The organism is Vibrio penaeicida, assembly GCF_019977755.1.
GTDB classification, from domain to species: domain Bacteria; phylum Pseudomonadota; class Gammaproteobacteria; order Enterobacterales; family Vibrionaceae; genus Vibrio; species Vibrio penaeicida.
The window spans coordinates 2,060,536-2,074,482 of record NZ_AP025145.1 but is presented as its reverse complement, the minus strand read 5'-3'; the positions used below and the strand labels follow the sequence as shown (position 1 = coordinate 2,074,482).

Below are 13,947 nucleotides of genomic sequence, written 5' to 3'. Positions count from 1 at the left end.
CTATGAAAGATCTTAATCAGGAAAACCCTCGATTTGCTATTCGAGAGGTCTCTGAGATGACTGGAATCAAACCCGTTACGCTGCGCGCATGGCAAAGGCGTTACGGTTTGATTCAACCCAAACGAACTCAAAAGGGTCATCGTCTTTTTTCCGAAAAGGACATCGATGACATCCGTGAAATTCAGGGGTGGCTCAACAAAGGGGTCCCTATTGGGAAGGTGAAAGAGTTAATCCGCGGCGGTTCGAAATCGGATCTCGCTGAACCGAGTGAAGAATCGTTGAAAGAAGTGGATTCTCTGCTCGAGTGCATTGCCAAGATGGATGCTCAGAAGGGCGATAAAATTCTCTCCGCTTTATTTAAGGAGTACCCCACTCAGCACATTGTGAATAAGGTTATTTACCCTGTTCAAGAAGCCTTGGATTCCGTAAAAGGGACGCAGCGTTCCCTTCAAGTCTCTCTGTTTCGCTCTTTAGTTATGGCGGTATCTAACCGGATCATTGAATCGGAAAACAAGTTTCTACAGAGCGAGAAAGTATCTCAAAACAAAAAAGCGTTACTTGTGAGCTTTGATACCCCCGGAAGTGTGGACACTCGAATTCATGCACTTTTGCTTTCAGACAGCGGAAACCGCGTCACTATGCTGGAAGGCGTTGAAGACGTGAGTGGGTTACCTGAAATGGTGAACTCAGAATCTGTTTCTCAAGTTTACTTTCATTGCAGTAAAAACATCAGCAGTAAGACGGCTGGAGACATTAAGTCCTTCGCAGCATTAGATGCGTATGAAGTGGGGTATTCTCCGCTTATCCAGCAAGTGTATTTCAATCAGATAGAAGAATAACAATAGTATGCAATTGGTTTGGTTTCGTCGTGATTTAAGAACATTGGATAACACCGCACTCTCACAAGCAATAGCAACCGGACAGCCTGTCATTGCACTGTATATCGCGACACCGCAGCAATGGGAATCCCACCATATGGCGCCCATTCAAGCGGATCTGATTTATCGGCGTTTGTATGAATTGCAGCGAGAATTACACGAGTTAAATGTCCCCTTGGTTTATGCCGAGGTGTCGACCTTTGCGGAGCAAGCCGATTTAATATCTAAGCTACTTACTTACGACAAAATTCAAGGCTTACACGCCAATATTGAATATGAATGGAACGAAAAGCAGCGAGATTCGTCCATTGAAAGCCAGTGTCCACCATCAAAAAACGTTCATCTCTATCACGACAAATGTGTCCTACCTCCGCGAAGTGTTCTCAACAAAAAAGGTGAGTATTTCAAAGTCTTCACGCCATTTAAGCGAGCGTGGCTAAATCAGGTTTCTCTGGCTGGTGTTTCTGTCTTTCCACGTTTAAAAAAGGGCAACGATGAGGTGCCGGAAGTGACGTTTCTTCAGCCACTGGTTAGCCAATTCAATTCTAAGTGCCATTTCAGTTATCCTCGGGCGGACAGCAATCAATATGATGTTTGTACGGAAGCACTGATTCATCAGCTTCGTGATTTTTGTGCAGAAAGTCCTCACAGTTCTCACAATGCCTTAAGTTCGCAAAATGCTCTCAGTACAGAAAAAAACGCGCTTCGTCATACAAAAAGCGTTGATCGCTATAAAGAAGATCGAGACTTTCCTTTTATAGAAGGGACAAGCAAGTTGTCACCCTATCTGGCGCTCGGCTTTCTTTCTGTTAGGCAGTGCGTCGCTCGTTTGACTTACCAGCAAAGTATGGACGACCTCAATGAAGGTGAACAAATTTGGCTGAGTGAATTAGTGTGGCGAGAGTTTTATCAACATTTGCTCGATTTTGAACCAAAATTGAGCAAAGGCTTACCGTTTATTGACTGGGCGATTGATCTTGAGTGGCACAATGACAAGGATTGGTTCGAACGTTGGAAAAATGGCACAACAGGGTATCCGATTGTCGATGCAGCAATGAGGCAGCTCAATTCTACTGGCTGGATGCATAATCGGCTAAGAATGATTGTGGCGAGCTTTCTAACCAAAGACTTGTTGATTGATTGGCGCTGGGGTGAAGACTATTTTCTGTCAAAACTTGCAGACGGAGACTACGCGGCAAACAACGGGGGCTGGCAATGGTCGGCTTCAACAGGGTGTGATGGGCAGCCGTACTTTCGAATTTTTAACCCGATATCTCAGGGAGAAAAGTTTGATACTCAAGGCGACTTTGTGCGCCAGTGGATTCCGGAATTAAAACAGGTGCCATCGAAATACATACATCAACCTTGGATGTGGTCAGAAAGCCATACGCTAAATTATCCTGAGCGTGTTGTTGACCATAAAACTCAGCGCGAGCTGGCATTGAGTATGTATAAGAAAGCAAAAGGTTAAGTAATTTTAATTCGGGTTCAATCATCAGAACCCGAGGTAATGGTGTTGACGATGCGCAAGCGTTGCTGACATGATCTTACTTAGTTGAAGAACTAGGCTGATCTAAAGCAGTGTTGAACGAAAGAATTAGAGGCAAAAGTAGGGATGAAGAAAGCGGTCGTTGGTGTTTGGTTGGTATCCTTGGTTGCATCGTCGGTTTCGGCAGCAACATTTCCGTTGCCTATTGAAGGCAGCAATATAGCAGGGACCGTGCAGCGACATGTGGTTCAAGAAGGAGAAACCTTCGCCCTAATCGCTAAACAATACGATGTTGGTTTTCTTTCACTTATGGCTGCCAATAAAGGGTACGACCCATTCCTTCCTCCTGAAGGATCCGTGTTAACTATTCCTACTCACTTTATTCTTCCGGATACGCCTAGAAAGGGCATTGTTATCAATTTGCCAGAGCTGCGATTGTATTATTACCCTAAAGGCGAAGACATTGTTCACGTGTTCCCTGTAGGGATTGGCCGGGTTGGGCGAGATACGCCTGAGATGGTAACGCGAATTTCGAGCAAAATTCCAAACCCAACATGGACTCCCCCTAAATCCATCCGCAAAGAATACGCAGAAAAAGGCATCAGCTTGCCACGAGTGGTTCCCGCAGGACCAGAAAACCCTTTAGGCGACTATGCCATGCGTTTGGCGTATGGATCTGGAGAATATCTGATTCACGGAACCAACAAAGACTTTGGCATTGGGTTGCGTGTCAGCGCGGGCTGTATCCGAATGGAGCCTAAAGACATCGAATGGCTGTTTAAACAAGCGAACAAAGGTGAACAGGTAAGGATCATTAATCAACCAATCAAAATGTCGCTGGAACCGGACAGAAGTGTGTTTATTGAAGTGCATGAGCCACTAACCAACAGCAAAGGCGTTCAAGCAAGGTTAGAGTTGCCAATGGAACTTGGCTGGTGGATGGATGAGTTTAATATTTCAGATGCAAAAGCGAAGGCCGCGGTTCAAGTACAAAATGGCGTGCCAATCGAAATTGCCACGCCATAAATAACCTAATCTCTCAATAACCCAAGTTCAGGTTACATATTTTGATATCAGCCGTTTAAATCCGGCTGCAAGCGAAAATATCTGGGTGACCAATGCACCCATTTTTTACTTAATCTCTGAGCTTACTTAATCTCTGAGCTTACTTAGTATAAGACTGCGCGATGTTATCGATACGGCTGTTTGCACGTGCCGCTTCTTGTTGAGCCGACATCGCAGCGCTCTTAGCACCATTCGCTGCTGAAGCTGCTTCTTCTGCTTTCATGCTCGCTTTTTCTTGAGAAGATTGAAGCGAAGAAACTTGCTGACTGAGCTGCTGAACCTGATTAGTTAGCTCATCCAGTTTACTGGAAGCTGTGTCTGGCGCGCCAGAACAACCTGCCAAAAACAGAACTGAAGAAATACCCGCTGCTAAAAGTAATTTGCTGTTCATAAGAACTCCTTGTTGGACATTTTTTTATAGCTTGTTTTATTCCCTAAATTCCCGCACATAAAGCTTTTGTTAAATGGCTTTGATTGTTTAGGTATGAAAGGTTGCTACTCAATCATAGTGCCGCTTGTGAGAAAACGTAAATCAGTACCACTCACATGTGGTCACCAGTCTCTAATATGGCACAAAAATCCGCCATCTGATGGCATCGTTCTAAAATCTAACATGAAAATGACAAATTTGTAGATAGCGTGACAAAACGATACACATGAGGGTTAGTAAGAATAGCGACTATTTTTTGTGATCTGGTCCTTAAAAAGAGTTATCATACGGCGCTGATAAAACACCTTGTACCACCTTATTGGAGAATCCTTTGCAATTTAAAGACTTAGGGCTAGATAACCGCTTATTGAAAAACCTGAAGCATTACGACTTCAAGCAAGCAACTGATATTCAACGTCAATCCATTCCCGTTGTTATTGCAGGTAAAGACCTGTTGGCATCGTCTAAAACCGGATCGGGTAAGACGTTAGCATTCGTATTACCGTTGCTTCATAAAGCGCTTAAAACCAAAGCTTTCTCTGCGAAAGATCCAAGAGGGGTCATTTTGGCGCCAACTCGTGAGCTTGCAAAGCAGGTGTACGGTGAACTTCGCGCCATGTTAGGTGGTTTATCTTATGATGCGACTCTTATTTTGGGTGGTGAAAACTTTAACGATCAGGTTAAAGCACTTCGTAAATACCCTAAATTCATTGTCGCGACGCCAGGACGTTTGGCCGACCACCTTGAGCATCGTTCTATGTTTCTCGATGGCGTGGATACGCTGATTCTTGATGAAGCAGACAGAATGCTGGATTTGGGTTTTGCTCCAGAGCTTCGCCGAATTCACAATGCAGCGAAACATCGCCGTCGTCAGACGCTCATGTTTTCAGCGACGCTGGATCATGCGGAAGTGAACGACATTGCTTCTGAAATGCTGAATGCACCAAAACGCATTTCTGTTGGCAGCGCGAACGAAGAACACAAAGACATTACGCAAACTTTCTATCTTTGTGATCACCTTGATCACAAAGAAGCGATCATGAATCGCATCTTGGAAGAGTCTGAGTACCGCCAGGTCATCATCTTCACAGCAACTCGCGCGGATACTGAGCGCTTAACCAAAGAGTTGAACGAAAAGAGCCTGAAGGCCATGGCGTTGAGCGGCAATTTAAACCAGACGCAGCGCAACAACATCATGAGCCAATTTGAGCGCCATGTGTTTAAAATATTGGTGACCACCGACGTCGCCTCTCGCGGGCTCGACATTGCGAGCGTGACTCACGTGATTAACTTCGATATGCCAAAGCATACTGAAGAATACGTGCACCGTGTGGGCCGTACTGGACGAGCAGGTAACAAAGGAAATGCCGTGTCGCTTGTTGGTCCTAAAGATTGGGATAGCTTTAAGCGAGTCGAGAATTTCTTACAACAAGACCTTTCTTTCTCTGTGTTGGAAGGCCTTGAAGGTAAATTCAAAGGCATCAAACCACGTAAGCCTGATTATCGCAAAAACGCAGGTGATGCGAAGAAGAAGCGCAAGCCACAAGCGAAGAAAGGCGCTAAGAAGCCAGCCAAGCGTGATAAAACTTTCCTCACAAATGTGGCGGTTGGTGATCAGGTATTTATGCCGAAGAAGAAAAAGCCACAGCCGCCTAGCGACGATTAAAATGGCGAGTTAATGAAAAAATGCTCCGTCAATGAATACAAAAGCCCAGCTAACTAAGCTGGGCTTTTTGCCAAAATAAAGCTTTTGTCTCAAATAAAACTACCGCCACAAATAAAACTATCGCCACAAATAAATCTATTGGCAAAGGCTCAACCAACTGCCTTGCGTTAAAGACTGAAGCTGTTCAGATTGGAGCTTGAATACGGAATTTGGTGAACCCGCTGCTGCCCATATTTCAGAGTATTGTTTTAAGTCTTCGTCCAGCACAGTAATGATGGGTTGAATATGGGCGATGGGGGAAACGCCACCAATAGAAAAGCCAGTAAAGGTCTTAACCTGTTTTGCCGTGGCTTTGCCAAGAACAAATCCAGTTGCTTCTTCCACTTTGTCTAAGCTGACAATATTCGTACCCGATGCGATGATCATTATGGGTTGTTCTGAAAGCTTATCGACAAACACCAAAGATTTGGCTATTTGTTCAACGTTGCAGCCAATGGCATTAGCTGCATCTTTTGCCGTGTGGGTAGAATCGGGGAGGGTTAACACATCGAAATGCCCTCCGTGGTTTTCCAAATGCTGTTTGACTCTTTCTACGCCTGAGCTTATCGGCTTGTTTTCCATCTGTGTTTTCTCGCTGGGTTATTTTGGTTTATCAGACTCCAACCAATGTTGAACATCTTTAATGACCGTTGGCACTTGGCTTTGCCCATCCTTATCATTAAAAGCGTGGTCCAGCCCTGCAAGCGAAAGGTATTCAATATTAGATTTCCCTTCCTTTTTAAGAAGGTTAAATTGCTCCAATGCCGATTTCACGGAGACGCTGCTGTCTTTTTCAGCTTGAACAAGTAAAACAGGCACCTGCGTTTTTCTTAATACGTCCGTTTGGTTTAGCTCTAATATTTCTCGCCACCATGCAAAGCCATGACCACTTACATTAAACTCAACAGGTTCGCTGTTAAGTACGTACTGAGTGAACTCTTGGACTTCTTGCATTACTTCAGTATAGGTTTTTTTATCCGTTATCTCCGACTTTATTGCATGTTCAAGATCGTCGATAAAACGCGCGCCACCGCCATTAAAAGCCACTACTTTGGAAACGGTTTCTGGGTATTGCGCAAGGAAGTTCGCGACAAGCGCTCCTTCACTGCCACCGACGGCATAAACGTTTTTATAGCGATGTTGAGATCGGACGTGAGAGATAACTTTGAGGTGGTCATCAACCCTCTGACTAATGCTGTCTTTTTGAACAAAATTTTCTGGGCAGTCTGTTCGCTCAGGATCTTCGTCGTAGGAAAGCGCCTGAGTAATACCGTATTTCTCGACTGTTAAAAGATCGGCATCGGGTGCAACTGTTGGTAGACCCTCTTTAATCATTTCAACTTTGGTAACACTATTACAATCAGAACCTTGAATAAGAACCAGCAAGGTGTCGGAGGGTTTTTCATTTTCAATGGATAAATAGTAATGAATATTACTGCTATCGGAACGAGGCAAAGTTTGGGCTTGTTCCGCTTGCGCAGTCATTGAAAACATGACTGTTAACAGGCTAAGAAGAACGGGTTTAAGTTCACTCATCATTATGCTCCACGCGTCAGACTAATTATGGACGAAGATCGTTAAGGACGACGATGAGTGTAGGATGAGAACAGTTAATTTTATCGAAATGGAGATTTGGTGGATTGGCGAACAATCAATTCAATAGGGGGCATTCGCGTTTGGTGGTTTTCACCAGACATCAACTTGAGTAATGCGTCGGCGCATACGGCACCCAGCTCTTCGATGGGTTGACGAAGCGTGGTTAATGCTGGCGTGAAAAAAAGTGACGTTGGAAGATCGTCAAAACCTATAACAGAGACATCTTCTGGCACTTTCATGTTTCGATCATGCAGCGCTTTTATTGCACCGTATGCAGTTTGGTCATTGGCTGCAAACAGCGCTGTAAAGTGTGTATTTGAGTCGATCAACTCCAGCGTTTTCTCATACCCCGACTCTGAACTAAAATCGCCTTGTTTTACCAATGATTTCCCTGCCTTGATACCGGCTTCATCTAGAGCCTTTTTATACCCTAAAAAGCGCGACCGAGAGTCTGGTTGATTGGAATGCCCTTTGATGTGCGCTATTGCAACATGTCCTTGTTGCAGAAGGTGTAACGTTGCCATGTATCCGCCAAGCTCATTGTCTATCGATAAAGAAAGGACGTTGTTCCCGTTGACGTGATAGCCCACCGCAACGACTGGCGTAGCATCACTGAACTCAAGAATTTGCATCTCGGTTAAGCTACCCGTAAATATGATGACGCCATCAACATGGCTTTGAGCGAGGTAATCCAGCGCGTGCAGTTCTTGGCTGTTATTCCAATGACCGGAAGCAATGACCAATGAGTAGCCATGTGCCATCAACGTGCTTTCCATGTTGATCAACATTCGATTGGTATGGGGGCTTTCTGGGTTTTGGACCAGAACCCCAATGGTCATTGAGCGCTTTCCAGAGCCAAGCGTCATCTGAACGTTAGGCTTGTAGCCCGTCGCTTTCAGAGCGGCTTCGATGTTGGCACTTTTTTGTTCTGAAACATAACTGCTTCGGTTTAAAAAACGCGACACGGTACTAACTGAAACCCCAGCGTGGCGGGCGACATCATATACGGTGGATTCTTTTTTCTTTCTCGTCATGATTCCTCAGAAGATGGAGAATTCAGTCAGCCAACGACTGTTCACTTTCAATATCAAAAAGGTGGATAGCATCCATATCTAAGTATACTGATAAGATGTCGACGTCAACTTCTGCCGCTTGGGTTTCAATAGTGAGCGATTGTCCATCCAACATGCCTTTCACTAATATGCTCGCACCAAGTAGCTCTTTATCGATAACTTTAATCGGTAAAGGGTAGTAGCGTGAATGACTTATTTGCTCGGCGCGCAAATAGAGATCGGTGGGGCGAATGCCAAAATGTACAGAGGCTTCATTTCTGGCTTTTGCAATGAAGCGTTCAGGCATAGGGATAAGAAGCGATCCCAATCTAATACTCCAGTTGCCTTCGTGTTGTACCTGTTGCGCATCCAGCATATTCATTGAAGGATTACCAATAAACTGCGCGACAAACTTGTTGGCAGGACGCTGGAATACGTCTGTTGGCGTTCCGACCTGTGCAACATAACCGTCTTTTAGAATCACTATTCTGTCGGCCAGCGTCATGGCTTCGATTTGGTCGTGAGTGACGTAAATGGTCGTGGTCTTTAATTCTCTATGCAGGTGTTTTATTTCTTCGCGCATGGTTCCGCGAAGTTTCGCGTCTAGATTGGATAAAGGTTCATCAAACAAAAAGACTTTTGGGGTTCGAACCATGGCTCGTCCCATCGCAACGCGCTGCCTTTGCCCGCCAGATAATGCTTTTGGTTTTCGGTCTAAAAGTGGTGCCAATTCCAGCATTTCAGCGGCCTTTCGAACTTCTGTGTCGATGTCACTTTTAGACATGCCTTTCAATTTAAGCGCAAAGGCGATGTTTTCATAAACCGTCATATGTGGATAAAGGGCGTAACTTTGAAACACCATCGCCAGATCTCGGTCTTTGGCATCGACAGAATTCATCAATTTGTCGCCTACGTAGATTTCCCCTGAAGATATCGATTCCAGCCCTGCTAACATCCTTAAAGTCGTCGATTTCCCGCAGCCTGATGGTCCGAGAAAAACCACAAACTCGCCGTCGTCTACCGTGAAATCAAACTGTTTTACAACTGCCACGTCACCGTAGGATTTTTTCAAATTTTTAAATTCAACTTTGGCCATTAGTTGCCTCCTTTAGAGCGGTCTTCCAACATGTTTCGATACGCAATGGCACTGTGTTTTAGAGTACGCTTTTGCGTGGCATAATCGACATAGACCAAGCCGAACCTTTGTTGATACCCAAATGCCCACTCAAAGTTGTCCATTAGGCTCCATGCAAAGTAACCACTTACTTTTACGCCTGATTTAATCGCGTTGTTTACCGCATTGAGGTGAGCTTGAAAATAACGAATACGCTGCTCGTCGTGGACTTCTCCATCCACGAGTTTGTCGTTCACTGCTGCGCCGTTTTCAGTAATAAATATTGGTGGCAGCTCCTTGTAGTAATCATGGATACGCAGAAGCACATCAGTCAGTGCTTGAGGGTAAACTTCCCAACCAATATGGGTGTGCTCGGCGTCGTTTTGGCTGACGCTTTGAATCTGACGGTTGGAACCGTATCGCACTACAGAACGGGTATAAAAATTGATGCCCAGATAATCGATGGGAGCACTGATTATTTGTAGGTCTTTTTCCAAAATAACGGGCAGATTTTCCTTTTGTTTCTCCAGTACCAAATCAGGGTAGTTGCCGTGCAAAATGGGCTCCATAAACCAATGGCAGCTTTCGGCATCTTCGTATTTTGCGGCATTTTCATCCGCTTTAGTTTCTGGATAAGCAGGAGTCACATTGAGCACAATGCCGTGTTTCGAAGCCGGTGCATTTTGACGCAGAAGTGGCATCGCTAAACCATGTGCTAGCAGAAGGTGATGCGATGCCTGAAAACCTTCTTTCTCTCCCTTTATCCCAGGTGCGTGAATGCCCCAGCGATAGCCAAGAAAAGCGGACACAAAGGGTTCGTTCAGCGTGGTATAACAATCAATTTTATTTCCGAAGTATTGGCTAACAATATTGGCGTATTCGGCAAATTTGTAGGCCGTTTCGCGGTTCAGCCAACCACCACGATCTTCCAAATACTGCGGTAAATCCCAATGGTATAAGGTGACGTAAACTTTGAGCCCTTGCTGGCGGCATTCATCAATAATGCGTTCATAAAATGCCAAGCCAGCGGTATTAACGATGCCGTCTTTGTCGATAATACGTGGCCATGCTATCGAGAATCGGTAAGCATCGACTCCCAACTCTTTGATCATGGTGATGTCTTGTTTCCATAAATGGTAATGATCACAAGCAATATCGCCATTATCGTTATTATCGACAGTGTTCGGGCGAAGGCAGAACGTATCCCAAATGGAAGGGCATCGACCGTCTGCTGTGACTCCTCCTTCGATTTGGTAAGAAGAGGTCGCGACCCCAAATACAAAGTCTTTAGAGAGCATGGATGAGTCGTGTGGAAGCTGGTATTTGTTCATAAAACGTTATCCTTTTACGGCTCCAGAGGTTAAGCCGCTGATCATTTGCCGCGAAGCAAATAGGTAGGCTGTTACCAGAGGAAGAATGGAAATTGTGGTGCCAAGCATGACGGCTCCCCAAGGTGTGTTGGGAATACCTTGTACGCTGCGTAATGCTTGAGTAATGACATAGTTTTCTGGCGAAGTGAGTACCACGAGTGGGTTCATAAAACTGTTCCAGAAAAACACAAATTGAACGATGGCTAATGTGGCGAGTGCAGGTTTCATAAGAGGAAGAACCACACTCCAGTACGTGCGAAATTCTCCAGCGCCGTCTAGCTTGGCTGCTTCGAGCAATTCTTTTGGGATAGAGGCAACCACATGTTGGCGCATTAGGAATATGCCAAACGGCGTTGTCGTAAAGGGTAGCCACACTGCCATATGGTTATCGATAAGCCCTAAAAACTTCACGATCATGAAATAGGGTATCAGGCTCAAAACTGGCGGTATCATCATGGATCCAACCAACATGCCAAATAGGACGTTTTTCCCTCTGAATTGATATACCGCGAAGGCATACCCTCCCATCGAGCAAAACAAAAGCGAAATTGTGGTACCTAAAAAAGCCACGTAAATGGAGTTAAACATCGCTTGCCAAAAAGGCATGATTTCAAGCAACTTTGCGTAATTAATCGCGAGGCTATCACCAATAGCAAAGCTGATGCCTGAGCCGAATATTTCCGTTCGATCACGAGTTGAAAGCAGTGCCGACCAAATAAATGGAAATACAGTCATCAAGGCGGAGATGATTAATACACTTGCCAGAGCAACCAGTGCGACCTTAACGATGACTTCCGTCACGCGTGTGTTCTGAGGGGCGATAGAATGATTCATATTATTGTTCCCCTAATCCTTTCTTCCCGAAGAAGAAAAATTGAATGCAGGTGAAAAAGGCGATAAGCGCAAAGAGCAGCCATGAAATAGCGGAAGCCGTCCCCATCTCTAGCCATTCCCAGCCGACTTTGTATAAGTACATAGAGATGGTGAGCGCAGATTGACCGGTTCCCCCTGTCCCCCTTGTCAATACGAATGGTTCTTCAAACAACTGTAGGTTACCTATGATGGTCATGGTGACAGCAAAGAAAACAAACGGTCGAATCATTGGAAGTGAGATACTCCAAAACCGACGAAACGCGTTGGCTCCATCCATTCTGGCAGCCTCTAAAATGTCTTTTGGAATGGTCATTAAGCCAGTGGTGTAAAGGACGATGTTAAAACCGGTGTATTTCCAAAATACCATGATTGCGATTGCGGGTTTTACCATGGTTGAATCGTCGAGCCACCGTATGGGTTGATAGTCGCTTACCCAGCTAAATGCCCACCCAAATAGTGTGCTGTCGGATAGCATGATGAGCGTTTGGTTGATGATTCCGCTGTTAGGGGAATACATGTTGAAAAAGATAAGAGACGCCGCGACGGTCGATGTAATGAATGGCAAAAAATAAGCCGATGTGAGCCAATGCCTAAGCCGATCGCTTAATGAAACCAAAATATAAGCGACAGGTATGGCGACTAGGTGCTGAGCTACGCCTGATGTGATGGCCAACCACAGGGTATTCTTAAGCGAACGCCATAACCAAGGGTCGGTGAGCGCAATTTCGTAGTTCTCCACTCCTACATATTTCATTGCGGCTAACCCTTCAACAGGGTTCCATGCATGAAATGATAGGTAGACCGAGAACAGCAGGGGAAAGACACCGAAAACGGAAAAAATAATTATGAATGGCAACAAAAATCCATAAGGTGTTAGCGCATTCATCTGAAAGCGCTTTTCCTGTGTATTCGTTGGAATTTCGGTTGCTTTACTGTTTGCAGTATCCATATCCTGCTGGCTCCGTATTGCTTCAAATCTGAGTGTCGCCTTAAATCCAAGTGATGCCTTAGATTCAAGTTACGTTCTCAATTCCAGTAACTTTTATTACAGGTTACGTGTTCTGCGTTTTATTAGACGCTCTGCTTCTTTGAGCGCAGTTTCGATGTCTTTGCCTTCATCGAGCACTTCCATTAATGCATTTTCTAGAATGATGGCTCGGGCAACATGATCGCCTTTACTCGGCTGTACGGGTTTTATATTTTTCGCCACATCTGCAAACAGTAATCGCGCTTTCTGCCCACCTAAGAATTCAACTTCTTGTTCGAACAAAGGATCGTCGTAGGTTGTTGTGTTGGCTGGGAACGCCGCGATAGTTTCAAAGTGCTTAAGTTGAACTGCACGATTTGTTGTCATGTATTCAATCAGCTTCCACGCTTCATCTGGATGGTCTGATTGTTTTGGAATAGAGAGGAAAGACCCACCCCAGCTGCCATAAATACCATCAGGTAAGTGAGAAACGGCCCATTTCCCCTTGGTATCTGGGGCAATCCAATTGTTTAGGTGACCCAAAAGCCAAGCACCAGAAAGTTGGGTTGCAAATGTGCCTTTGCGAAAACCTTCATACCACTCATTCGACCAAGCTAAGATTCGAGCGTCTAATCCGTTGTCTCGGATCTTTTTCGCTACTTCAAACGCGTGGACGAAGCGTTGCGAAGTGACAACGGAATTACCCTGTTTATCAAAATACAGGCCTTCACCTTCTGGGACTGTCGTGAAAATAATGGCTTGCGCGACATCTGCAGCTGACGCAATAAGCTGGACATTCTGTTGCTTTAATTTGACCCCAGCAGCGATGTAAGCATCCCAATCTTTAATGGCTTCTTTTACATCAATACCCGCTTTTTCAAAGATGTCGGTTCGGTAATACATTACGCCAGGACCCAAATCGACGGGTATGCCGTACATGCTTCCATCACCTCCTTTGCCTTGCGCCCATGCATAAGGTGCAAATTGAGCTTGGAATTTATCCGCACCGTATTGTTTTGAAAGGTTAACTAAGCCACCTGATGCGACAAAAGGACCGATTTTTTCAACATCGACAACGATCACGTCACCAGCACCAGATCCGGTCGCCAGGTTAGTAGTGAGCTTGGTGTGGTGGTCGCCATGATTGTTCATCAGGTAATCAACGTTGATTCCAGATTCTTTCGTAAACTCCGGCAATATGACCTTTAAACTGCTGTCAAAATCGGGGAAACCATCAAATCGGATTTTGTTTTCTTCGGCATGAACGGTGGAAGCGACGCCTAATGCAAGCGCGCAACATGCGGCAATTTGAAACACTTTCATATCATATCCTTATGGGTTTTATTGGGTGCAGGCAACAGAGTGCGTGGGCAGTATCAATAAACTGTGGCAGATATAGTGTGAACTT

The 13,947-nt window shown here is 45.0% G+C and carries 13 protein-coding genes; 4 read left to right on the top strand and 9 right to left on the bottom strand.

What is annotated here, in order from left to right; all coding sequences use genetic code 11:
• Window positions 1–2 precede the first annotated feature (2 nt).
• The 3 genes from LDO37_RS27525 (at window position 3) to LDO37_RS27515 (ending at window position 3,393) form a co-directional block, all read left to right on the top strand.
• A complete protein-coding gene (locus LDO37_RS27525; RefSeq protein ID WP_126609000.1) occupies window positions 3–839 on the top strand; it encodes a MerR family transcriptional regulator in 837 nt (278 codons plus the stop codon).
• Window positions 840–846: 7 nt separating this feature from the next.
• Window positions 847–2,349 (top strand): cryptochrome/photolyase family protein, encoded by a 1,503-nt coding sequence (locus LDO37_RS27520; protein WP_224055639.1) that lies wholly within the window; start codon window positions 847–849, stop codon window positions 2,347–2,349.
• Between the two features lie 144 nt (window positions 2,350–2,493).
• Window positions 2,494–3,393 carry a L,D-transpeptidase family protein gene (locus LDO37_RS27515; protein ID WP_101111641.1) on the top strand — a complete coding sequence of 300 codons (900 nt, stop codon included), beginning with the start codon at window positions 2,494–2,496 and terminating at the stop codon, window positions 3,391–3,393.
• Between the two features lie 139 nt (window positions 3,394–3,532).
• On the opposite strand, the gene LDO37_RS27510 is transcribed toward LDO37_RS27515, so the two are convergent.
• Window positions 3,533–3,823 (bottom strand): Lpp/OprI family alanine-zipper lipoprotein, encoded by a 291-nt coding sequence (locus LDO37_RS27510; RefSeq protein ID WP_101111640.1) that lies wholly within the window; start codon window positions 3,821–3,823, stop codon window positions 3,533–3,535.
• A gap of 358 nt (window positions 3,824–4,181) precedes the next feature.
• Between LDO37_RS27510 and LDO37_RS27505 the strand changes: the two genes are divergently transcribed.
• Entirely contained in the window at window positions 4,182–5,528 is a 1,347-nt protein-coding gene (locus tag LDO37_RS27505) for a DEAD/DEAH box helicase (protein WP_126608998.1), read from the top strand.
• 135 nt (window positions 5,529–5,663) lie between these two features.
• Here the strand turns inward: LDO37_RS27505 and LDO37_RS27500 are convergent, their stop codons facing one another.
• The 8 genes from LDO37_RS27500 to LDO37_RS27465 form a co-directional block, all read right to left on the bottom strand.
• A complete protein-coding gene (locus tag LDO37_RS27500; protein ID WP_126608997.1) occupies window positions 5,664–6,149 on the bottom strand; it encodes a YbaK/EbsC family protein in 486 nt (161 codons plus the stop codon).
• Window positions 6,150–6,167: 18 nt separating this feature from the next.
• A complete protein-coding gene (locus LDO37_RS27495) occupies window positions 6,168–7,103 on the bottom strand; it encodes an alpha/beta hydrolase family protein (protein ID WP_221768567.1) in 936 nt (311 codons plus the stop codon).
• A gap of 80 nt (window positions 7,104–7,183) precedes the next feature.
• The gene (locus LDO37_RS27490) at window positions 7,184–8,197 is read right to left on the bottom strand and encodes a LacI family DNA-binding transcriptional regulator (RefSeq protein WP_101111636.1); all 1,014 of its coding nucleotides are present in this window, start codon (window positions 8,195–8,197) and stop codon (window positions 7,184–7,186) included.
• Window positions 8,198–8,219: 22 nt separating this feature from the next.
• On the bottom strand, window positions 8,220–9,311 hold the full coding sequence (locus LDO37_RS27485) for an ABC transporter ATP-binding protein (protein WP_101111635.1): 1,092 nt from the start codon (window positions 9,309–9,311) through the stop codon (window positions 8,220–8,222).
• Window positions 9,311–10,660 carry a GH1 family beta-glucosidase gene (locus LDO37_RS27480; protein ID WP_126608995.1) on the bottom strand — a complete coding sequence of 450 codons (1,350 nt, stop codon included), beginning with the start codon at window positions 10,658–10,660 and terminating at the stop codon, window positions 9,311–9,313. Before LDO37_RS27480 ends, LDO37_RS27485 begins: the two co-directional genes overlap by 1 nt.
• Window positions 10,661–10,666: 6 nt before the next feature.
• Window positions 10,667–11,533 carry a carbohydrate ABC transporter permease gene (locus tag LDO37_RS27475; protein WP_101111633.1) on the bottom strand — a complete coding sequence of 289 codons (867 nt, stop codon included), beginning with the start codon at window positions 11,531–11,533 and terminating at the stop codon, window positions 10,667–10,669.
• Window position 11,534: 1 nt separating this feature from the next.
• Window positions 11,535–12,521 carry a carbohydrate ABC transporter permease gene (locus LDO37_RS27470; protein WP_126608994.1) on the bottom strand — a complete coding sequence of 329 codons (987 nt, stop codon included), beginning with the start codon at window positions 12,519–12,521 and terminating at the stop codon, window positions 11,535–11,537.
• 96 nt (window positions 12,522–12,617) lie between these two features.
• On the bottom strand, window positions 12,618–13,862 hold the full coding sequence (locus tag LDO37_RS27465) for an extracellular solute-binding protein (RefSeq protein WP_126608993.1): 1,245 nt from the start codon (window positions 13,860–13,862) through the stop codon (window positions 12,618–12,620).
• Window positions 13,863–13,947 lie beyond the last annotated feature (85 nt).

What these genes read in the sequence shown, in the direction of transcription:
- LDO37_RS27525 (WP_126609000.1), top strand. Translation starts at nt 3, where the DNA reads ATGAAAGATCTTAATCAGGAAAACCCTCGATTTGCTATTCGAGAGGTC.
- LDO37_RS27520 (WP_224055639.1), top strand. Translation starts at nt 847, where the DNA reads ATGCAATTGGTTTGGTTTCGTCGTGATTTAAGAACATTGGATAACACC.
- LDO37_RS27515 (WP_101111641.1), top strand. Translation starts at nt 2,494, where the DNA reads ATGAAGAAAGCGGTCGTTGGTGTTTGGTTGGTATCCTTGGTTGCATCG.
- LDO37_RS27510 (WP_101111640.1), bottom strand. Translation starts at nt 3,823, where the DNA reads ATGAACAGCAAATTACTTTTAGCAGCGGGTATTTCTTCAGTTCTGTTT.
- LDO37_RS27500 (WP_126608997.1), bottom strand. Translation starts at nt 6,149, where the DNA reads ATGGAAAACAAGCCGATAAGCTCAGGCGTAGAAAGAGTCAAACAGCAT.
- LDO37_RS27495 (WP_221768567.1), bottom strand. Translation starts at nt 7,103, where the DNA reads ATGAGTGAACTTAAACCCGTTCTTCTTAGCCTGTTAACAGTCATGTTT.
- LDO37_RS27490 (WP_101111636.1), bottom strand. Translation starts at nt 8,197, where the DNA reads ATGACGAGAAAGAAAAAAGAATCCACCGTATATGATGTCGCCCGCCAC.
- LDO37_RS27485 (WP_101111635.1), bottom strand. Translation starts at nt 9,311, where the DNA reads ATGGCCAAAGTTGAATTTAAAAATTTGAAAAAATCCTACGGTGACGTG.
- LDO37_RS27480 (WP_126608995.1), bottom strand. Translation starts at nt 10,660, where the DNA reads ATGAACAAATACCAGCTTCCACACGACTCATCCATGCTCTCTAAAGAC.
- LDO37_RS27475 (WP_101111633.1), bottom strand. Translation starts at nt 11,533, where the DNA reads ATGAATCATTCTATCGCCCCTCAGAACACACGCGTGACGGAAGTCATC.
- LDO37_RS27470 (WP_126608994.1), bottom strand. Translation starts at nt 12,521, where the DNA reads ATGGATACTGCAAACAGTAAAGCAACCGAAATTCCAACGAATACACAG.
- LDO37_RS27465 (WP_126608993.1), bottom strand. Translation starts at nt 13,862, where the DNA reads ATGAAAGTGTTTCAAATTGCCGCATGTTGCGCGCTTGCATTAGGCGTC.